The 18770-nt window shown below is 70.1% G+C and carries 20 protein-coding genes; 8 read left to right on the top strand and 12 right to left on the bottom strand.

The features are described 5' to 3' along the window. Positions 1-5: 5 nt before the first annotated feature. The 9 genes from ROJ8625_RS12195 to coxB all read right to left on the bottom strand — a co-directional run bounded on the left by ROJ8625_RS12195 (position 6) and on the right by coxB (position 7111). Entirely contained in the window at positions 6-383 is a 378-nt protein-coding gene (locus ROJ8625_RS12195; RefSeq protein ID WP_085792163.1) for a DUF2237 family protein, read from the bottom strand. Between the two features lie 2 nt (positions 384-385). Then, positions 386-1561, bottom strand: a complete 1176-nt coding sequence (locus ROJ8625_RS12190; protein WP_085792162.1) for a serine hydrolase domain-containing protein — start codon at positions 1559-1561, stop codon at positions 386-388. A gap of 82 nt (positions 1562-1643) precedes the next feature. Then, entirely contained in the window at positions 1644-2372 is a 729-nt protein-coding gene (gene pth / locus ROJ8625_RS12185; RefSeq protein WP_085792161.1) for an aminoacyl-tRNA hydrolase, read from the bottom strand. Between the two features lie 121 nt (positions 2373-2493). Next, positions 2494-3165 carry a 50S ribosomal protein L25/general stress protein Ctc gene (locus ROJ8625_RS12180; protein WP_085792160.1) on the bottom strand — a complete coding sequence of 224 codons (672 nt, stop codon included), beginning with the start codon at positions 3163-3165 and terminating at the stop codon, positions 2494-2496. Between the two features lie 394 nt (positions 3166-3559). Further along, positions 3560-4360, bottom strand: coding sequence for a cytochrome c oxidase subunit 3 (locus ROJ8625_RS12175; protein ID WP_085792159.1), 801 nt, complete (start codon positions 4358-4360; stop codon positions 3560-3562). Positions 4361-4388: 28 nt separating this feature from the next. Beyond that, positions 4389-4979 (bottom strand): cytochrome c oxidase assembly protein, encoded by a 591-nt coding sequence (locus ROJ8625_RS12170; RefSeq protein WP_085792158.1) that lies wholly within the window; start codon positions 4977-4979, stop codon positions 4389-4391. Then, positions 4979-5164 carry a cytochrome c oxidase system small membrane protein gene (locus tag ROJ8625_RS12165; protein ID WP_085792157.1) on the bottom strand — a complete coding sequence of 62 codons (186 nt, stop codon included), beginning with the start codon at positions 5162-5164 and terminating at the stop codon, positions 4979-4981. The genes ROJ8625_RS12170 and ROJ8625_RS12165 overlap by 1 nt, the downstream gene beginning before the upstream one ends. Then, complete coding sequence (gene cyoE, locus ROJ8625_RS12160; protein WP_085792156.1) at positions 5164-6108, bottom strand: heme o synthase; 945 nt, start codon at positions 6106-6108, stop codon at positions 5164-5166. The genes ROJ8625_RS12165 and cyoE overlap by 1 nt, the downstream gene beginning before the upstream one ends. Before the next feature lie 103 nt (positions 6109-6211). Continuing rightward, positions 6212-7111, bottom strand: coding sequence for a cytochrome c oxidase subunit II (gene coxB, locus ROJ8625_RS12155; RefSeq protein WP_085792155.1), 900 nt, complete (start codon positions 7109-7111; stop codon positions 6212-6214). 185 nt (positions 7112-7296) lie between these two features. Between coxB and tldD the strand changes: the two genes are divergently transcribed. The 7 genes from tldD to ROJ8625_RS12120 all read left to right on the top strand — a co-directional run bounded on the left by tldD (position 7297) and on the right by ROJ8625_RS12120 (position 16264). Beyond that, on the top strand, positions 7297-8718 hold the full coding sequence (tldD, locus tag ROJ8625_RS12150; RefSeq protein WP_085792154.1) for a metalloprotease TldD: 1422 nt from the start codon (positions 7297-7299) through the stop codon (positions 8716-8718). A 220-nt stretch (positions 8719-8938) separates the two neighbouring features. Then, positions 8939-10126 carry a DNA-processing protein DprA gene (dprA, locus tag ROJ8625_RS12145; protein WP_085792153.1) on the top strand — a complete coding sequence of 396 codons (1188 nt, stop codon included), beginning with the start codon at positions 8939-8941 and terminating at the stop codon, positions 10124-10126. A gap of 201 nt (positions 10127-10327) precedes the next feature. After that, entirely contained in the window at positions 10328-13120 is a 2793-nt protein-coding gene (topA, locus tag ROJ8625_RS12140) for a type I DNA topoisomerase (RefSeq protein ID WP_085792152.1), read from the top strand. A gap of 356 nt (positions 13121-13476) precedes the next feature. Continuing rightward, the gene (locus tag ROJ8625_RS12135) at positions 13477-14175 is read left to right on the top strand and encodes a CoA transferase subunit A (protein WP_085792151.1); all 699 of its coding nucleotides are present in this window, start codon (positions 13477-13479) and stop codon (positions 14173-14175) included. A 19-nt stretch (positions 14176-14194) separates the two neighbouring features. Further along, positions 14195-15247 carry a PAS domain-containing protein gene (locus ROJ8625_RS12130; protein ID WP_234984252.1) on the top strand — a complete coding sequence of 351 codons (1053 nt, stop codon included), beginning with the start codon at positions 14195-14197 and terminating at the stop codon, positions 15245-15247. A gap of 4 nt (positions 15248-15251) precedes the next feature. Further along, positions 15252-15878 carry a CoA transferase subunit B gene (locus ROJ8625_RS12125; protein WP_085792150.1) on the top strand — a complete coding sequence of 209 codons (627 nt, stop codon included), beginning with the start codon at positions 15252-15254 and terminating at the stop codon, positions 15876-15878. After that, positions 15878-16264: a DUF1801 domain-containing protein gene (locus ROJ8625_RS12120; protein WP_085792149.1), complete on the top strand. Its 387-nt coding sequence runs from the start codon at positions 15878-15880 to the stop codon at positions 16262-16264. The genes ROJ8625_RS12125 and ROJ8625_RS12120 overlap by 1 nt, the downstream gene beginning before the upstream one ends. Before the next feature lie 43 nt (positions 16265-16307). Here ROJ8625_RS12120 and ROJ8625_RS12115 read toward each other — a convergent pair whose 3' ends face one another. Both ROJ8625_RS12115 and hisF read right to left on the bottom strand, forming a co-directional pair. After that, the gene (locus ROJ8625_RS12115; protein ID WP_085792148.1) at positions 16308-16616 is read right to left on the bottom strand and encodes a phosphoribosyl-ATP diphosphatase; all 309 of its coding nucleotides are present in this window, start codon (positions 16614-16616) and stop codon (positions 16308-16310) included. Next, on the bottom strand, positions 16613-17374 hold the full coding sequence (gene hisF / locus ROJ8625_RS12110; RefSeq protein WP_085792147.1) for an imidazole glycerol phosphate synthase subunit HisF: 762 nt from the start codon (positions 17372-17374) through the stop codon (positions 16613-16615). The genes ROJ8625_RS12115 and hisF overlap by 4 nt, the downstream gene beginning before the upstream one ends. 154 nt (positions 17375-17528) lie before the next feature. Here hisF and ROJ8625_RS12105 point away from each other — a divergent pair, with 154 nt between their 5' ends. After that, positions 17529-17969: a DUF302 domain-containing protein gene (locus tag ROJ8625_RS12105; protein ID WP_085792146.1), complete on the top strand. Its 441-nt coding sequence runs from the start codon at positions 17529-17531 to the stop codon at positions 17967-17969. Positions 17970-18000: 31 nt separating this feature from the next. Here the strand turns inward: ROJ8625_RS12105 and hisA are convergent, their stop codons facing one another. Continuing rightward, a complete protein-coding gene (gene hisA, locus ROJ8625_RS12100) occupies positions 18001-18717 on the bottom strand; it encodes a 1-(5-phosphoribosyl)-5-[(5-phosphoribosylamino)methylideneamino]imidazole-4-carboxamide isomerase (protein WP_085792145.1) in 717 nt (238 codons plus the stop codon). Positions 18718-18770 lie beyond the last annotated feature (53 nt).

The raw sequence follows: 18770 nt of genomic DNA, 5'->3' as shown, positions 1-18770 counted from the left end.
CTCGCTCAGACCGCGTCGTCGGCGTGGCTCTCGAGCGTCTCGAACGGAACGATGTCGAGCGCCCGGCGATGGGTCGAGGCCAGCGACACGCGCGGCGCGTAGCCCTCGTCATGGGCCTGGAGGAAGCGGCCGGCGCACAGGCACCAGCGGTCGCCCGGCTTCAGCCCCGGAAACTGGAATTCCGGCCGCGGCGTCGACAGGTCGTTGCCGACGTATTTGGAATAGGCGAGGAATTCTTCCGTCACCACGGCGCACACGGTGTGGCTGCCCTGGTCGGCGGCGCAGGTGTTGCAGTGCCCGTCGCGGAAGAACCCGGTCAGCGGGTCCGACGAACACGGTTCAAGGTCCGTGCCCAGAACGTTGATTTGCGGATCCTTTTCCATACTCACCTCTCTTCGAGCGGCGCGTCGCGCAATTGGCGCACCATACCGAGCGTGTCGTCGAAGGCGCCGGGCTCGCGAAACGCGCGGTCGGCCCCGTTCAACGCGACGACGCGCCCCGCCTGCCGGTCGATGTAGACGTATTGCCCATAGACGCCACGGGCAAGGACCTCGCCCTCGCGCCCGTCGGCCGGGATCCACCACTGGTAGCCGTAGCGGATCTCGCCCGGAGCGGTGGGCGCCGACGGCGCCGTGCTCTCGGCGATCCAGCCTTCGGGGACGATCTGCCGGCCGCCGAAGGTGCCGCCGGCCAGCACCGTCTGGCCCATCCGCGCGTAATCGCGCGTGGACAGGTTGAGCCCGCCGAGCGAGAACGCCACGCCGTTGCCGTCGGTGACGTAGTAGGGTGCGCTCTCCACCCCCATCGGGCCGATGATGTGCTCCGACATCAGCTCGGGCAGGGTGCGCCCCGTCGCGCCGCGCAGCACCATCGACAGCACGTGCGTGTCGATCGACACGTATTGCCACGCCTCGCCGGGCGGCCGCACGCGCGCCTCGCGCGCGACGGCGAACCCGTCCATCGACCCGCCAAGCGCAAGAACGCGCCCCATCCGGTTGATGTCGCTCCAGAAGTCCAGGTAATCCTCGTCGAATTCCACGCCCGACGCCATCTGCAGCACGTTGCGGATCGTCACGCCGTCATAGGCGCTGCCGGCCAGCACCGGGGCGTACTCCGTCACCGGATCGTCCAGGCTGCGGATCGCGCCGCTCTCGACGATCACCCCGAACAGCATCGACAGGTAGGATTTCGCGACCGACCACGAAATCCGCCTGTCCTCGGGCCCGGTGCCCAGGTGGTAGCCCTCGTGCACGATCGCGCCCTCGTGCAGCACGACGATGCCGGTGACCGCCCGGCGCGCCAGCCATGCCTCGAACCCCGCCGGCAGCGTCAGCGCGGGCCCCTCGGGCAGGGGCGTGACCGGCCCGTCGCCGCGCGGCACCGCCGCCGTCTCGAAGAGCTCGTCCATATTGCTGAAGTTCTCGACGATCCGGTCTTCGGCGAACAGCGTCGTGACCGCCGCGAGCCGCTCCAGCCGCTCGCGCTGCCACAGGGCGGCGCCGGCCGCGATCACGGCCAGGATGATCAGGGCGGTCAGCGCCCGCAGGACCAGTCGTCGCATGTGTCGTCCTCCCGGAGCGAAGGACATACGACCCGCGCGCACCGCGCAAGCGCGACGCTCCGTCGCTACGCTGTCGCCCGCCTCAGCGGAAGCGGTCGGCCAGCTTCTGCAGCGCGCTGCGCGTGTCGGGCTCCGGGGCGTCCGACGGCGCCGCCGCGTCGGACCTGGGCGCAGGGTCCGCCTCCGGCTTCGGCGCGGCCGCCGCTTTCGGCTTGCCATCGCCGCCGGCATCGCGCGCCTTGGGCGGCGCAACGCGCAGGCTGACCTTGTTCATGAAGCCGGGCGCGTCGCCGTCGGCCAGCGCCGGCGCGCCGTCGGCGATCCCGCGCATCAGGTCGTCGAGCCAGTCCTGGTCGGCCTTGGCGAAATCGTGCAGCACGTAGCCCGACACCTTGTCCTTGTGTCCGGGATGCCCGATCCCGAGCCGCACGCGTTGGTAGCCTTCGCCGATATGTCCGTGGATCGAGCGCAATCCGTTGTGGCCGGCATGCCCGCCGCCCATCTTCACCTTCAGCCGACCGGGCGCGAGGTCCAGCTCGTCGTGAAAGACGCAGACATCCTCGGGGTCGATCTTGAAGAAGCGCATCGCCTCGCCGACCGACTGGCCCGAGCGGTTCATGAAGGTCTCGGGCTTCAGGAGCAGCACCTTGTCACCGCCCAGCCGACCTTCGGCGGTGCGGCCCTGGAACCGGGCTTTCCACGGGCCCAGCCCGTGCTCCTCAACGATCCGGTCGACGGCCATGAAGCCGATATTGTGCCGGTGGCCGGCATATTGCGCGCCGGGATTGCCGAGGCCGACGAAGAGTTTCATGCGTCGCTCCCTCTCTGGTCGCCCGACAGATAGGCCGCGTGCGCCGGGCCTGCAACGAAAACGGCCCCGCGCCGGGGGCGTGGGGCCGTTCGGATGATGTCTGAGCCGGAGCCGCCGGGGATCACTCCTCGGCGTATTCCTTCTCTTCCTCGACCGTGTCGTCGGTCTGTTCGATGACCTCGGTCTCCTGGACCTCGTCCTCCTCGTCCTCGGCTGCGGCGAGGGCCGACGGCGCGGTGACGTTGCAGATCACGAAGTCGCGGTCGATCGTGGGTTTCGTGCCTGCGGGCAGGTCGATCGCCGAGATCGTCACCGTGTCGCCGATGTCGAGCTTGGAGATGTCGGCCACCAGCTTCTCGGGGATGTCGCCCGCGGTCACGATCAGCTCCACCTCGGGGCGGATCACCGTCATCACGCCGCCCTTCTTGAGACCGGGCGACTCTTCTTCGCCGACGAACTCGACGGGAATGAAGAGGTTGATCTTCGAGGTGCGGCGCAGGCGCATGAAGTCGAGATGCGTCGGCAGGTCCTTGACGATGTCGCGCTGCACGTCGCGGCAGATGACGCGGACGTCCTCGTGCCCGTCGACCTTCAGGTTGAAGAGCGTCGACTTGAAGCGGCCGGCCTTCAGGCGCTTGATCAGGTCGTGGTAGGGCAGGTTGATGGGCAAGGGATCCTTGTCGCCACCGAACACGATCCCCGGAACCAGGTGCGCACGACGCGCTGCACGAGCGGCGCCCTTGCCCGTCCCCGTGCGTTCCAGGGCGTGAAGATCAGGAATTTCTCCAGCCATGATGTGTCTCCTAATGTGTGCCGCAGGGTGCCTCCAAGGCTGTCACCCCGCGCGAGGCTTGCCCGTTACAAGGGCCGGGCGACGTTGGCAAGGCGATTCGCCCCGCGTGCGGCAGAATGGCGGGGGCGGGCATGCTGCGGTCGGACGTGACCCGCGCGGACAAAAGGCCGTCAGGCCGCCGCGCATCGCCGGGCCGCCCCCGGACCGGCGATCCGCTGACGCTTGGCGCGACGCTCGGGGGTCTTGCCGTAATGGCAGCCATAACGCGCCGCCGCCCGACCGTCGGGATCGCCGATCCGCGGCCCGTCGCTGCGCAGCTTGCGCGGACCCGGCAACGAAAAACGCCCGCCGGGGAGGGCGGGCGTTCGGTCCATGTCGCTGAAGGCGCGGAGGCTCAGCCGCCCCAGACGTAGACGGCGGCGAAGAGGAACAGCCACACCACATCGACGAAGTGCCAGTACCACGCGGCGGCCTCGAAGCCGACGTGCTTGTTCGGCGTGAACGCCCCGTTCATCAGGCGCAGCAGGCACACGAACAGGAACACCGTACCGATGATGACGTGCGCGCCGTGGAAGCCCGTCGCCATGAAGAAGTTGGCGCCGTAGATGTTGCCGGCAAAGCCGAAGGCCGCGTGGCTGTACTCGTAGGCCTGGAAGACCGAGAAGATCAGGCCGAGCAGGATCGCGATGACGAGGCCCCACTTCATGTCCTTGCGGTTGTTCTCGTGAACCAGCGCGTGGTGCGCCCACGTCGCCGCCGCGCCCGAGCACAGCAGGATCAGCGTGTTGATGAGCGGCAGGTGCCACGGATCGAACGTCTCGATGCCCGCCGGCGGCCACACGCCGTCGACGCCCGGGCTCTCGGGGCCCATCGGGTAGATCGCGTGCTTGAAGAAGGACCAGAACCACGCGAAGAAGAACATCACCTCGGACATGATGAACAGGATGAAGCCGTAGCGCAGCCCGATCTGCACCACGGGCGTGTGGTCGCCCGCGTTGCTCTCGGAGATGACGTCGGACCACCAGCCGAACATGCAGTAGAGGATGCCGACGAAGCCGATCAGGAAGAGCCAGGGGCTGTCCTGCTTCATCCAGATGACGGCGCCGAAGAGCATCACGAAGGCCCCGACGGCCGACAAGAACGGCCAGAGCGAAGGGCTCAGGATGTGATAGTCGTGGTTCTTAGCATGCGCCATGTGTCTTGTCCCTCTTCGGATGGCGTCGTCAGTTGACGGTGGTGTCGCTGTCCTCGCCCAGCGCGGCCTGCTTGGCCGCGTCGGGAAGGTCGATCTCGTAGAACGTATAGCTCAGGGTGATGGTCTTGGTGAACTTCGCGTCGCGATCCTCGACGATCTCGGGATCGACGTAGAAGTACACCGGCATCTCGACCCGTTCCCCCGGCTGCAGGACCTGCTCGTTGAAGCAGAAGCACTGCACCTTTTCGAAATAGGCTCCGGCGGTGAACGGCGCGACGTTGTAACCCGCCTGCCCGGCGACCGGGCGATCGGTCGGGTTGTAGGCCTCGTAGTAGGCCAGACCGTCCTCGCCGATCTTCAGCTCCATTTCCCGCTCCATCGGGCGGAATTCCCAGGGCATCCGGGCTTCGGTGTTGGCGTCGAAGCGCACCTTGATCGTCTGGTCGAGCACCGCGTCGCTGCCGGCCTCGGCCACGCCGGTGGTGCCGCCATAGCCGGTCACCGCGCAGAACCAGTTGTAGAGTGGGATCGCCGCCCAGGACATCGCGCCCATGAACACGATCACGCCGCCGAGCCCGGCGACGGTGCGGGTCTTCTTGTCGAGCGATCTGAATGCCATCAGCTGTCTGCCTCCGTGTCGGTGACCGTGACGGTGCCGGCGGCGGGCTGGCGATACTCCAGCCCCTGGACCTTCACGACCGTCAGGCCGAAGATCACCGCGATGAACCCGGCCAGCGTCAGCCCGAGGCCGAGGTTCCGGCCGAAGCGGCGGGTGTGGATCTCGTGCGTGGTGCGTATGCTCATCAGGCGGCCCCCCAGAGGATGCCCGCGCGCTCGATCGTCGCCTCGGCGAGGAGCGCGCCGAAATGCAGGAACAGGTAGAGAAGCGACAGCTTGAAGAACGACTTCTCCACCGCGAAGTTGTCGGTTTCGGCCAGCAGCTCGTCGCGCATCCAGATCTCCCACGCGCCCTTGACGAACATGGCGTTCAGCACGATCGCGACGGTCAGGTAGAGCGGCCCGCCGGCCGAGGTGAACCCGGTGGCGAGCGCCAGCGCCGCGAGGATCAGCGTATAGACGAAGATCTGGTTCCGCGTCGCGCGGCGGCCATGCGTCACCGTCAGCATCGGCACGCCGGCATTGTCGTAGTCCTTCCGCATGAAGAGCGCGAGCGCCCAGAAATGCGGCGGTGTCCACAGGAAGGTGAGCGAGAACATCAGCACCGCCTCGACCGACACGCTGCCCGTGGCCGCGGCCCAGCCGATCATCGGCGGGAAGGCCCCGGCGGCGCCGCCGATGACGATGTTCTGCGGCGTCCAGCGCTTCAGCCACATCGTGTAGATGACCACGTAAAAGAAGATCGTGAACGCCAGGAGCCCGGCGGCGAGCCAGTTGGTCGCGAGCCCGAGGAACACGACCGAGAACCCGCTCAGCGCCATTCCGAGGCCAAGCGCCTCGCTGCCCGACACGCGCCCGGCGGGGATCGGCCGCTTTGCGGTGCGCCGCATCACCGCGTCGATGTCGGCGTCCCACCACATGTTGAGCGCGCCCGACGCGCCGCCGCCGACGGCGATGAACAGGATCGCGCAGAACGCCACGAAGGGATGGATCGCCACCGGCGCGGCCAGGAGCCCGACGAGCGCCGTGAACACGACCAGCGTCATCACCCGCGGCTTCAGCAGCGCGAAGTAGTCGCCGAACTGCGCGTCGCCGGTGACGTCGGTGGGATCGAGGGAGGCGTCGGTCATCCTGGGTCGTCCTGGCGGTCTGTCCTGAGATGGATCGCGCGGCCCCCGTCACGGGGGCCGCGCCGGAGATGTCTGGCGCCGCCGGCCGGCGGCGCGGGCCGTATCACTCCGCCGCGGCGAGCCGGACCGGTGCGTCGGCGCTGGGCGCGACGGCGTATTCTTCGACCATCTGCTCTTTCCAGGTCGCGTAGGCCTCTTCGCTGACCACCTTCACGGTGATCGGCATGTAGGCGTGCGCGATGCCGCAGAGCTCGGAGCACTGGCCGAAGTAGACGCCTTCCCGCTCGGGGGTGAAGTGCAGCTCGGCGAGGCGGCCGGGAACGGCGTCCTGCTTCACGCCGAAGGCGGGGATGGTCCACGAATGGATCACGTCGCCGCCGGTCACCTGCATCACCACGGTCTGCCCCACGGGCACGACCACCGCGGTGTCGGTCGCCAGGCGGAAGTGCTCGCGGGCGTAGCCGGCCTCCTCGAGCTGGGCCGCAACCTCTTCGGTCATGCGGTTGTCGCCGCCGGTCGCCGGCGAACCGATCATGTAGCTGTCGAAGGCGAAGCCGTCGTCCATGTACTCGTAGCCCCAGTACCACTGGTAGCCGGTCGCCTTGATGTAGATGTCGCCCTCGGGAATCTCCTGCTGCTTGAACAGCACCGGAAGCGAGAACGCGCCGATGAAGACGAGGATGAAGATCGGGCCCACGGTCCACGCGATCTCGAGCGGCGAGTTGTGGGTGAAGCTGCCCGGCTCCGCGTTGGCGCGGCGGTTGTAGCGGACGATGCAGACCCCGAGCAGGCCGACCACCAAGAGCGTGATGCCGGTGATGATGATCGTCACCATGCCGTCGAGCCAGTGGATGTCGCGCGCAAGCTCGGTCGCGGCCTCCTGGAAGCCCATGGCGCCCGGCGTCGGTGCGCCGATGACAGGAAGGTTCTCGCCCGCATCCTGCGCAACGGCCGGTGCGGCGAAGCTCGCCAGAGCGCCCAACAGCATCGTCTTAAGTTTCATGTCTCACCTTGTCGGTTGTCGTCTGTCGCATCCGGGGCCGGGAGCACTAGGTGCTGCCTCAGGGCGCACTTCGGGCCACTCCCGTTGTTTGGCCCAGCCTCTAACCATATTCTCACCCCGGGATAAAGAACTTGCCTTGCGGCAAACAGACGCTTGTCCATGATCCAGATCATATCGAGGCCCGTATGACAGACTCTCCGTTCCGCCCCTTCGACACGCATCTCGACCGGGCGGAGGCGCTCGCCGGCCTGCGCGGGGCGCTCGCCGGCGCCGAGGACGGCGAGCTGTTTCTCGAACGCCGCCGCTCCGAGGGCGTGGTCTTCGACGACGGCCGCGTGAAGCAGGCAAGCTACGATGCCTCCGAGGGTTTCGGCCTGCGCGCGGTGCGCGGCGAGGTCGCGGGCTACGCCCATTCGACCGAGATCAGCGCCGCGGCGCTGGCGCGCGCGACCGACACCGCGCGGCTGGCCGTGGGGCAGGGCGGCGGCGTGATGGCGCCCGGCCCGCAGGCCACCAACCGCAAGCTCTACACCGAAGCCGACCCGATCGCCGGCCAGCCGTTTGCGACCAAGGTCGAGACCCTCGCCGAGATCGACGCCTTCGTCCGCGGGCTCGATCCGCGCGTGGTGCAGGTCACCGCAAGCGTGGCGGCCTCGCTGCAGGAGGTGGCGATTCTGCGCGAGGACGATTCGCTCGTCACCGACATCCGCCCGATGACCCGGCTCAACGTCAGCGTCATCGTCGAGGAGGACGGCCGCCGCGAGAGCGGCACCGCCGGCGGCGGCGGCCGCGTCGCGCTCGACGGCCTGCTGGCGCCGGAGGACTGGCAGGCCAAGGCGCGCGAGGCGCTGCGCATCGCGCTGGTCAATCTGCGCGCCGAACCCGCGCCCGCCGGCGTCTTCGACATCGTGCTCGGCCCCGGCTGGCCCGGGATCCTGCTGCACGAGGCCGTGGGCCACGGCCTCGAGGGCGACTTCAACCGCAAGGGATCCTCGGCTTTCGCCGGGCTCATGGGCCAGCGCGTCGCCGCCCCCGGCGTCACCGTGCTCGACGACGGCACGATTCCCGACCGCCGCGGCTCGCTCACGGTCGACGACGAGGGCACGCCCTCGGGCCGGAACGTGCTGATCGAGGACGGCATCCTCGTGGGCTTCATGCAGGACCGGCAGAACGCCCGGCTCATGGGCGCGGCGCCCACCGGCAACGGCCGGCGCGAAAGCTTCGCCCACATCCCGATGCCGCGGATGACCAACACCTACATGCTGGGCGGCGACGCCACGCGCGACGATCTCGTGGCCGAGCTCAGGGACGGCATCTACGCCGTCGGCTTCGGCGGCGGCCAGGTCGACATCACCAACGGCAAGTTCGTGTTCTCCTGCACCGAGGCCTACCGCGTGAAGGACGGCAAGGTCGGCGCGCCGGTCAAGGGCGCGACGCTCATCGGCGACGGCGCAACCGCGCTGCAGCAGATCCGCGGCCTCGCCGGCGACATGGCGCTCGATCCCGGCATGGGCAATTGCGGCAAGGCCGGCCAGTGGGTCCCGGTCGGCGTCGGCCAGCCCTCGGTGCTGATCGGCGGGCTGACCGTCGGCGGCGCCGGCGGCTGAGCCCGGCGTGGCGCGGCAGGACGCGGCGGGGCAGGGGCATCGCGGCGCCACACGGCGCCGACTCAGGACGAATCGACACGATGCGCCGCCGCCGCGCCCGGGGCCGGCCCGGCTTTCGCCGAATTTCCGCGCCGACCCGCGAATTCCCCGCCCGTCGTTTACGCCGCATTAACCCCGGCCCGCCTAAACAGGTCCGGCAAGAGTTCGGAGCCGAGGGCGGATGGTTGAGCATTATTCTTCTTCCACTCACCCCCTACTCCCACCCACCACGGAAGACGACCGTCTCGACCGGCTTCGACTCTTGCGCTCCCGCCGCGTCGGCATCGCCACCTACCGTCGGCTGATCGCCGAACACGGCTCCGCCGCCGCCGCGCTCGCCGCGCTGCCCGCGATCGCCCGGGACGCCGGCCTCACCGACTACGCGGCCTGCCCCGAGCGCACCGCCCGCGCCGAACTCGCCGCCGGCCGCGCCGCGCGCGCCCGCCTGATCTTCGAGGGCGACCCCGACTGGCCCGCCCCGCTGTCCGCGATCGACGACGCGCCGCCCTTCCTCTGGGCGGTCGGCACGCCCGCGATCCTGTCCCGCCCGATGGTCGCCCTGGTCGGCGCGCGCAACGCCTCCTCGCTCGGGCTGCGCATGGCGCGGCTCCTCGCCCGCGACCTGGGCGAGGCCGGCGTCGTCGTGGTCTCGGGCCTCGCCCGCGGCATCGACGCCGCCGCCCACCAGGCGAGCCTCGCGACCGGAACCGTGGCGGTGCTCGCCGGCGGTGTCGACGTGCTCTACCCGGCCGAAAATGGCCGCCTGGCGGAGGATCTGGCCGCCGTCGGCGGCCTGCGCCTGGCGGAACAGCCGATCGGCCTGCAGCCGCAGGCGCGCCACTTCCCCGCCCGCAACCGGCTGATCTCAGGGCTCGCCCGCGGCGTCATCGTGGTCGAGGCGGCAGCGAAATCCGGCTCGCTCATCACCGCGCGCACCGCGCTCGACCAGGGCCGCGAGGTGCTGGCGGTGCCCGGCCACCCGCTCGATGCCCGCTCGGGCGGCACCAATCTCCTGCTGCGCGATGGCGCGCGGCTCGTGCGTTCGGCCGCCGACGTGTTCGATGCCGTGCCGGAGCTCGCCGCCGCGCCGGCCGCCCCCGCCACGGCCCAGCCCGTGCCGACCCCGGCCCCCGTGGCGCCGGCCCCCGTCCCGGAGCCCGCCGCACCGCGGCCATCGGCGCCCGGCCCGGATACCCGCGCGCTGCACCAGGCGATTCTCGACCGCCTCGGCCCGGTTCCCGTCGCCGAGGACCAGATCGCGCGCGATCTCGGCGCCGGCCTCGGCGAGGTCGGCCCCGCGCTCACCGATCTCGAGCTTGCGGGCGAGATCCGCCGCGCCCCGGGCGGCCTGCTCGCCCGCGCGGTCTGACCGCGCGCCATCCCCCTCTTCTTGGCCGAAATACTCCGGGGAGCGCGAGGGGCAGCGCCCCTCGTTCCCGCGCGCGCCGCATCGCGCTCCGGCCGGGTCCGGCGGCCCCCGCCGCGGGCCAGATTGACAATCCGGGCTTGAAGCCCACATGCTGCCCCGCCATTAAGAGCCGCGTTTCCCGCAGTACAGGTGCCCTCCGCCATGCCCGTCGTCGTCGTCGAGTCCCCGGCCAAGGCCAAGACAATCAACAAGTATCTCGGCTCCGACTACACGGTCCTCGCCTCCTACGGCCATGTGCGCGACCTGCCCGCCAAGGACGGGTCGGTTGATCCCGACCACGAATTCGAGATGACGTGGGAGGTCGGCGCCGACAGCAAGAAGCACGTCAAGGCCATCGCCGACGCGCTCAAGGACGACCAGCAGCTGATCCTCGCGACCGACCCCGACCGCGAGGGCGAGGCGATCTCCTGGCACCTGCGCGAGGCGCTGACCAAGCGCAAGTCGATCAAGGCCGACACCGACGTGCGCCGCGTCACCTTCAACGCCATCACCAAGTCCGCCGTGGCCGAAGCGATGCGCAACCCGCGCGAGATCGACGCGCCGCTCGTCGAGGCCTATCTCGCCCGCCGCGCGCTCGACTACCTCGTCGGCTTCAATCTCAGCCCGGTGCTCTGGCGCAAGCTGCCGGGCGCGCGCTCCGCCGGCCGGGTCCAGTCGGTGTGCCTGCGCCTGATCGTCGAGCGCGAGATGGAAATCGAGGCCTTCGACCCTCGCGAGTACTGGTCGGTCAGGGCGCTGCTCGCCACCCCGCGCGGCAAGGAGTTCGAGGCCCGGCTGACCACGCTCGCCGGCAAGAAGCTCGACAAGTACGACCTCGAGAACGAGACCCAGGCCGAGATGGCGGTGCAGGCGGTCGGCTCGCGCGATCTGCGCGTCACCTCGGTCGAGGCCAAGCCCGCGAACCGCAATCCCTCCGCGCCGTTCATGACCTCGACGCTCCAGCAGGAGGCCAGCCGCAAGTTCGGCATGGGCGCCAAGCAATGCATGTCCGCCGCCCAGCGGCTCTACGAGGCGGGCCACATCACCTACATGCGGACCGACGGCATCGACATGGCGCAGGAGGCGGTCGACGCCGCGCGCGACGCGATCCGCGCGCGCTACGGTGACGACTACGTGCCCTCCAGCCCGCGCATCTACAAGAACAAGGCCAAGAACGCGCAGGAAGCGCACGAATGCATCCGGCCCACCGACATGGCCGCCGACGCCGCCGCGCTGCGCCTGACCGACGCCGACCAGAAGAAACTCTACGATCTCATCTGGAAGCGCACGCTCGCCTGCCAGATGGAGGCCGCGCGGCTCGAGCGCACGACGGTCGAGATCGCCTCGCCCGACGGGCAGGTCGGGCTGCGCGCCACCGGCCAGGTCGTGCTCTTCGACGGCTTCATCCGCGTCTACGAGGAAGGCCGCGACGAGCCGCAGGACGACGACGACAAGCGCCTGCCGCAGATCGCCGAGGGCGAGCCCGCCGCCTTCGCCGCGACCGGCCTGCGCGCGGAATTCGAGAAGGCGGCCGAGAAGGACGCGGCCGCCGGCGCCGCCACCGCCGGCGCCGGGCGCGACCGCAACGGCCACGCGGTGATCGGCGGCGGCGACGCGGTGCTCGCGCTCCAGCATCACACGCAGCCGCCGCCGCGCTACACCGAGGCGACGCTGGTCAAGAAGATGGAGGAGCTCGGCATCGGCCGCCCCTCCACCTACGCCTCCGTGCTCTCCACGATCCAGGACCGCGAATACGTCCGCAAGGACAAGAACCGCCTGATTCCCGAGGACAAGGGCCGGATCGTCACCCACTTCCTGCTGAACTTCTTCAAGCGCTACGTCGAGTACGATTTCACCGCCGCGCTCGAGGAGGAGCTCGACGACGTCTCCGCCGGCGAGCGCGACTACAAGGAACTCCTGTCGAAGTTCTGGCGCGACTTCTCCGCGGCCATTGCCGAGACCTCCGAGCTGCGCATCGCCGAGGTGCTCGACGTGCTCGACGACGCCCTCGCGCCCCAGCTCTACCCCCCGCGCGAGGACGGCTCGGACCCGCGCGTCTGCCCGCTCTGCGGCGAAGGCAACCTGCACCTCAAGACCTCGCGGTCGGGCGGCTTCGTCGGCTGCTCGCGCTACCCGGAGTGCCGCTACACCCGCCCGATCGGCGGCGACGACGGCGCCGGTGACCGGGTGCTCGGCTACGACGGCGAGGACGAGATCAGCCTGCGCTCCGGCCGCTTCGGGCCCTACGTCCAGCGCGGCGAGGCGACCGAGGAGCAGCCCAAGCCGCCGCGCGCCAGCCTGCCCAAGGGCTGGCCGGCCGAGGACATGGATCTCGAGAAGGCGCTGACGCTGCTGTCCCTGCCGCGCGAGGTCGGCCGCCACCCCGAGGACGGCGAGCCGATCGAGGCCGGGATCGGGCGCTACGGCCCCTACGTGAAGCACAACCGCCTCTACGCCAATCTCAAGGAGGTCGACGAGGTCTTCGAGATCGGCATCAACCGCGCGGTCGACGTCCTCGCTGAGAAGGCGGCCAAGCGCGGCGGCGGCCGCGGCGCGGCCGCCAAGCCGCTCAAGGAACTGGGCGAGCACCCCGAACACGGCGGCCCGGTCAACGTGCTCGACGGCCGCTACGGGCCCTACGTGAAGTGGGACAAGGTCAACGCCACGCTGCCCAAGGGCACCGAGCCCGCCGACGTGACGCTCGACATGGCGGTGGCCCTCGTCGACGAGAAGGCGGCGAAGAAGGGCGGCGCGAAGAAGAAGGCCCCGGCCAGCAAGACCGCCGCCAAGAAGGCCCCGGCCAAGAAGGCCCCCGCAAAGACGACCGCGGCGAAGAAGACCGGCGCGGCCAAGTCGACCGCCAAGGCCCCGGCGCGCGGCGCGGCCGCGAAGACGGGCGCCGCCAAGACGTCCGCCAAGAGCGGCACCCGCTCCAAGGCCTCCGGCGAGAGCTGAGCGCCCCGCCGATCCGCCTTCATCTTGCCTGAAACCCCGGGGGTGCGGGGGCAGCGCCCCCGCCGGTCCACCCCGCGGGGCCCGGACCGGCGCCGGGGCGGCGCGCCCCTTGCGAAGCGAGCCCCGCGACACTCCGCCAGGGACAGCGCCCGATCCACGTCGCCCGGCGAGGGCCGGGCACCCCGCCGATCCTTCATCTTGCCGGAAACCCCGGGGGTGCGGGGGGCAGCGCCCCCGCCGGTCCCCCACGCAGGGCCCGGACCGGCGCCCGAGCGGCAGGGCGGCCCCCGCACGGGTTTGACTCTGCCAGCCCCCTTCGCCACAACATCCGCAACCACCGCACGAGGGAGTGATCCATGAAGAAAGTCTACGGTTCCGCAGCCGAGGCGCTCGACGGGCTGTTGTTCGACGGCATGACCATCGCGGCGGGCGGCTTCGGCCTCTGCGGCATCCCCGAGCTGCTGATCCAGGCGATCAACGAGGCCGGCACGAAGGATCTGACCGTCGCGTCGAACAACGCGGGCGTCGACGGCTTCGGGCTCGGCATTCTCCTGGAATCCAAGCAGATCAAGAAGATGATGTCCTCCTACGTGGGCGAGAACAAGGAGTTCATGCGCCAGTATCTCGGCGGCGAGCTCGAGCTCGAATTCAACCCGCAGGGCACTCTGGCCGAGCGCATGCGCGCCGGCGGCGCCGGCATCGCCGGCTTCTACACCAAGACCGGCTACGGCACCCAGATCGGCGAGGGCAAGGAGGTCAAGGAGTTCGACGGAGAGCACTACATCCTCGAACGCGGCATCTTCGCCGACGTCTCGATCGTGAAGGCGTGGAAGGCCGACACCACCGGCAACTGCATCTTCCGCAAGACCGCGCGCAACTTCAATCCGCCGGCGGCGATGTGCGGCAAGGTCTGCATCATGGAGGTCGAGGAGATCGTGGAGCCCGGCCAGCTCGACCCCGACCACATCCACCTGCCCGGGATCTACGTGCACCGCCTGATCCAGGGCGAGCACGAGAAGCGCATCGAGCAGCGCACCACGCGGCCCGCCGCCTGAGCCGGGAAGGGGCCCGCGAGTGAGCATCACCGAAAAGCGCGCCCTGGCCGCCGTGCTCGACGACCGCGAGGTCGTCGCCGGCTTCTCGCGTCTCGCGATCTCGGTGATCATCACCAACCCGCTCGCCCCGGACAACCCGATCGTCTATGTCAACGACGCCTTCGAACGCACGACCGGCTATTCGCGCTCGGCCGTGGTGGGCCGCAACTGCCGGTTCCTGCAGGGCGAGCGCACCGCCAAGTCGGACGTGGACAAGGTCCGCGACGCGGTCGAGGGCGGGCGCGACGTGACCGTCGACATCTTGAACTACCGCGCGAGCGGCGAGCCCTTCACCAACCGGCTCACCATCGCCCCGATCCACGACCAGGACGGCAAGCCGATCTACTTTCTCGGCCTGCAGAAGGAGATCCGCACGAACGACAGCGGCCGGGGCACGCTCGATCACAATCTCGAGGTGATCCGCTCGCGGGTTCACACCGACCTCGCGATGATCCTCACCACCATCGGCGCCGCCGACCACAGCGGCACGCTCGAGGATCCCATGCGCGAGGTCGAGGCGCTGCCGCGGCGGCTCGAATGCCTGCAGCTGGTCTACGAGGAACTGCGGCTCACCGACGATCACGTCGACTGGCTCGGCATCGATCTCGGCGCGCTGCTCGGCCGGATCGCGAGCACCGTGGCGCATCACGAGGGCCGGCCCGGAATCCGCTTCGGTCAGCGCATCGACCCCGCCGATGTCACGCTCGAGGTCGCGACCCGCGTGGCGCTCCTGGTGTCCGAGGCGCTGTCTAACGCCTTCAGTCACGCCTTCGTCGGGCACGACCGCGGCACGGTGGATCTGCGCGTCTCGCGCCTGTCCGAAGGCGGGTTGCGGATCCTCGTCGCCGACGACGGGGTCGGCATCCCCCGCAACATCGACTGGCCGTCCGAACGCACCCGCGGCGGCCGTCTCACCGCGTCGCTGCTCGAAGGGCTCGACGCGACCATCAACGTGGCGCGCGGCGCCGCCGGAACCGTCGTGATGATCGATGTGCCGGTGGATCCGCACGACCTGACCAGCCAAGGAGAGTGACCACATGCCCTGGGATCGCAACGAGATGGCCGCGCGCGCGGCGCAGGAGCTCGAGGACGGCACCTACGTCAATCTCGGGATCGGCATCCCGACGCTCGTGCCCAACTACATCCCCGAGGGCGTCGAGGTGACGCTGCAATCGGAGAACGGCATGCTCGGCATGGGCCCGTTCCCGGTCGAGGGCGAAGAGGACCCCGACCTCATCAACGCGGGCAAGCAGACCATCACCGAGCTGCCGCACACCGCCTATTTCGACAGCGCGACCTCCTTCGGCATGATCCGCGGCGGCAAGATCGCCATGGCGATCCTCGGCGCGATGGAAGTGGCCGAGAACGGCGATCTGGCCAACTGGATGATCCCGGGCAAGCTGGTCAAGGGCATGGGCGGCGCGATGGATCTCGTCGCCGGCGTGAAGCGCGTGATCGTGGTCATGGACCACACCAACAAGGCGGGCGAGCCGAAGCTTCTCAAGGAGTGCACGCTGCCGCTGACCGGGACCGGCGTGGTCAACCGGATCATCACCAACCTGGGCGTTCTCGACGTCGTCGACGGCGGCCTCAGGATCGTCGAGACGGCCCCCGACGTGACCGAGGACGAGATCCGCGAGAAGACCGAGGCGACCATCGTCTGATGCGCGTCGACGCGCGGCTCGGAACGTTCGAGGACGTGGTGGCGGGGGCGCCCGCCCACGCCGGGACGCTCCGGGCCGTGCGCGCGCTGGTGGCGGACGTGCACCCCGACGCGCTGGAGGCCGCGAGCCGCCGCGAAGGCAGCGTCTGGTGGGGCTGGGGCCCGGGCAAGATGACGCACGGCTACGCCTACGCGATGCCGCACGCCCGGCACGTCAACCTCGGCTTCTTCCGGGGCACGTCGCTGGCCGATCCGGCCGGCCTGCTCCAAGGCACCGGAAAGGCGCTCCGGCACGTGAAGCTCGCCGCACCGGACGACGCGGCACGGCCCGAGATCCGGGCGCTCCTCGTCGCGGCGCGCGACGAACGGCGCCCGAGCGAGGCATGATCGACGGGGGCGGGCCCGGCCGCGAATTGGGCGGCCCGCGCCCTCAGCGCCGCGCGGCCTTCTCCGCGAGGCCGGACTGTCCCTGGCGCCGCGCCAGTTCGTCCATCACGTCCGACAGCGGCACGCCGCGCGCGCGCAGCATCACCAGGAGATGAAACAGCACGTCCGCGGCCTCGCCGGTCAGCCCGGCGCGGTCGCCCGTCGCGGCGGCGATCACCGCCTCCACGGCCTCCTCGCCGAACTTCTCGGCGCATTTCTCCGGGCCCTTGGACAACAGCGTTGCCGTCCAGCTTTCGCCGGAGGCCGCCGAGGCCCGCGCGTCCACGATGGCGGCGAGCTCCTCGAGCGTCATTGCCGCACCGGGATACCCGCGGCGGCGAGGTGATCCTTCGCCTCGGCGATGCTGAACGTGCCGAAGTGGAAGATCGAGGCGGCCAGCACCGCCGACGCGCCGCCCTCGGTGATCCCCTCCACGAGGTGATCGAGCGTGCCGACCCCGCCCGAGGCGATCACCGGGATCGGCACGGCGTTCGCGATCGTCCGCGTCAGTTCGAGGTCGAAGCCCGATTTCGTGCCGTCGCGATCCATCGAGGTCAGCAGGATCTCTCCCGCGCCCTTCGCCACCATGTCGAGCGCGAACTCCACCGCGTCGATGCCCGTCGCCTGGCGGCCGCCATGGGTGTAGATCTCCCAGCCCTCGCCGGTTTCCTTGGCCTTCGCGTCGATGGCCACGACGATGCACTGGCTGCCGAACCGGTCGGCGGCGGCGGTCACCACGTCGGGGTCCTTCACCGCGGCCGAGTTGAAGCTGACCTTGTCGGCGCCCGCGAGCATCAGCTTGCGCACGTCCTCGACGGTGCGCACGCCGCCGCCCACGGTCAGCGGGATGAAACACTGCTCGGCCGTGCGCGTCACGACGTCGAGGATCGTGTCGCGGTCCTCGTGCGTCGCGGTGATGTCGAGAAAGCAGATCTCGTCGGCGCCTGCCGCGTCGTAGGCGCGGGCGGCATCGACCGGGTCGCCCGCGTCCCGCAGGTCGACGAAGTTGACGCCCTTGACCACGCGGCCGTCCGCCACGTCGAGGCAGGGGATGATGCGCGTCTTCAGCATGGGGGACCTCCTGTCGCGCCTCGATATGCCGAAGCGGCGGCGCGAGCGCAACCGCGCGTGCGGCCGGGCAGGGCGATGGGCCGGGTCGGGCAAAGGCGGAACCGGGCGCGACCGGCGGCGTTGCCGTTACGTCCATCAACCCGGAGATCCCGCCATGTTCCGTCGTTCCCTCGCGGCGTTCGCGCTCGTCGCCAGTCCCGCCGCCGCCGATCTCGTCAGCGTCGAGAGCCCGCATTCCGTCGCCGACACCGTGGACCGGCTCGAAGCCGCGGTGGAAGAGGCCGGCGCGACCGTGTTCGCCCGTGTCGATCACGCCGAGGGCGCGGCCTCGGTCGACATGGAGCTGGAGCCCGCGACGCTGCTGATCTTCGGCAACCCGCAGCTCGGCACGCCGGCAATGCAGGACGACATCCGCGCGGGTCTCGTGCTGCCGCTGCGCGTCCTCGCCTACACCTGGGAAGGGCAGACCTACCTGAGCTGGGAAGAGCCCGAAGAAATGTTCGACGATTTCGATATCGACGACGATGCCGACTACATCGAGCGCATGGAAGGCGCGCTCGAGAATCTCTCTGCCGCCGCCACCGCAGAAGACTGATGCGCGGCGCCGCGCCCGGCGTGGCGCGCGCTCAGCCGAGCGCGTCCAGCGCCGTGCGCAGGTCGAGCGCCCCGTCGTAGAGCGCGCGCCCCGAGATCGCGCCCGCGATCACGCCGGTGTCGCGCAGCCGGATCAGGTCGTCCAGCGACGACACCCCGCCGCTCGCGATCACCGGGATGTCGACGGCGCGCGCCAGCGCCTCGGTCGCCTCCGCGTTCGGGCCGCCCATCGCGCCGTCGCGGTCGATGTCGGTATAGATGATCGCCGCCACGCCCGCGTCCTCGAAGCTTCGGGCCAGCGCGGTGGCGTCCACTTCGGTTTCCTCGGCCCAGCCCTTCGTCGCCACGCGGCCCTTGCGCGCGTCGATCCCGACCGCGACCTGCCCCGGAAAGGCGCGCGCCGCCTCGCGCACGAGGCCCGGATCCTCCACCGCGACGGTTCCGAGGATCACCCGCGCGAGGCCCTTGTCCAGCCACGTCTCGATCGTCGCCATGTCGCGGATGCCGCCGCCGAGCTGCGCCGGCACGTCCACCGCGCGCAGGATCGCCTCCACCGCCGCCGCGTTCACCGGCCGCCCGGCAAAGGCGCCGTTCAGGTCGACGAGGTGAAGCCACCGGCATCCGGCCTCGGCAAAGGCGCGGGCCTGCCCGGCGGGATCGTCGTTGAACACCGTCGCCGCCTCCATGTCCCCGCGCAGAAGCCGCACGGCCTGGCCGTCCTTGAGGTCGATGGCGGGGTAGAGGATCATCTCGGGCTCCGTCCTGTGAGGGCGTCCGGCCCTTGCCATGACGGAACGGCACA

Source organism: Roseivivax jejudonensis, from assembly GCF_900172265.1.
In the GTDB taxonomy this organism is placed as follows: domain Bacteria; phylum Pseudomonadota; class Alphaproteobacteria; order Rhodobacterales; family Rhodobacteraceae; genus Roseivivax; species Roseivivax jejudonensis.
The sequence above is the reverse complement of the archived record's forward strand: the minus strand, read 5'-3'. Positions and strand labels throughout refer to the sequence as shown.

What these genes read in the sequence shown, in the direction of transcription:
- topA (WP_085792152.1), top strand. Translation starts at nt 10,328, where the DNA reads ATGCCCGTCGTCGTCGTCGAGTCCCCGGCCAAGGCCAAGACAATCAAC.
- ROJ8625_RS12165 (WP_085792157.1), bottom strand. Translation starts at nt 5,164, where the DNA reads ATGAGCATACGCACCACGCACGAGATCCACACCCGCCGCTTCGGCCGG.
- dprA (WP_085792153.1), top strand. Translation starts at nt 8,939, where the DNA reads ATGGTTGAGCATTATTCTTCTTCCACTCACCCCCTACTCCCACCCACC.
- tldD (WP_085792154.1), top strand. Translation starts at nt 7,297, where the DNA reads ATGACAGACTCTCCGTTCCGCCCCTTCGACACGCATCTCGACCGGGCG.
- ROJ8625_RS12175 (WP_085792159.1), bottom strand. Translation starts at nt 4,360, where the DNA reads ATGGCGCATGCTAAGAACCACGACTATCACATCCTGAGCCCTTCGCTC.
- cyoE (WP_085792156.1), bottom strand. Translation starts at nt 6,108, where the DNA reads ATGACCGACGCCTCCCTCGATCCCACCGACGTCACCGGCGACGCGCAG.
- pth (WP_085792161.1), bottom strand. Translation starts at nt 2,372, where the DNA reads ATGAAACTCTTCGTCGGCCTCGGCAATCCCGGCGCGCAATATGCCGGC.
- ROJ8625_RS12135 (WP_085792151.1), top strand. Translation starts at nt 13,477, where the DNA reads ATGAAGAAAGTCTACGGTTCCGCAGCCGAGGCGCTCGACGGGCTGTTG.
- ROJ8625_RS12180 (WP_085792160.1), bottom strand. Translation starts at nt 3,165, where the DNA reads ATGGCTGGAGAAATTCCTGATCTTCACGCCCTGGAACGCACGGGGACG.
- ROJ8625_RS12195 (WP_085792163.1), bottom strand. Translation starts at nt 383, where the DNA reads ATGGAAAAGGATCCGCAAATCAACGTTCTGGGCACGGACCTTGAACCG.
- ROJ8625_RS12170 (WP_085792158.1), bottom strand. Translation starts at nt 4,979, where the DNA reads ATGGCATTCAGATCGCTCGACAAGAAGACCCGCACCGTCGCCGGGCTC.
- hisA (WP_085792145.1), bottom strand. Translation starts at nt 18,717, where the DNA reads ATGATCCTCTACCCCGCCATCGACCTCAAGGACGGCCAGGCCGTGCGG.
- ROJ8625_RS12125 (WP_085792150.1), top strand. Translation starts at nt 15,252, where the DNA reads ATGCCCTGGGATCGCAACGAGATGGCCGCGCGCGCGGCGCAGGAGCTC.
- coxB (WP_085792155.1), bottom strand. Translation starts at nt 7,111, where the DNA reads ATGAAACTTAAGACGATGCTGTTGGGCGCTCTGGCGAGCTTCGCCGCA.
- hisF (WP_085792147.1), bottom strand. Translation starts at nt 17,374, where the DNA reads ATGCTGAAGACGCGCATCATCCCCTGCCTCGACGTGGCGGACGGCCGC.
- ROJ8625_RS12115 (WP_085792148.1), bottom strand. Translation starts at nt 16,616, where the DNA reads ATGACGCTCGAGGAGCTCGCCGCCATCGTGGACGCGCGGGCCTCGGCG.
- ROJ8625_RS12190 (WP_085792162.1), bottom strand. Translation starts at nt 1,561, where the DNA reads ATGCGACGACTGGTCCTGCGGGCGCTGACCGCCCTGATCATCCTGGCC.
- ROJ8625_RS12120 (WP_085792149.1), top strand. Translation starts at nt 15,878, where the DNA reads ATGCGCGTCGACGCGCGGCTCGGAACGTTCGAGGACGTGGTGGCGGGG.
- ROJ8625_RS12105 (WP_085792146.1), top strand. Translation starts at nt 17,529, where the DNA reads ATGTTCCGTCGTTCCCTCGCGGCGTTCGCGCTCGTCGCCAGTCCCGCC.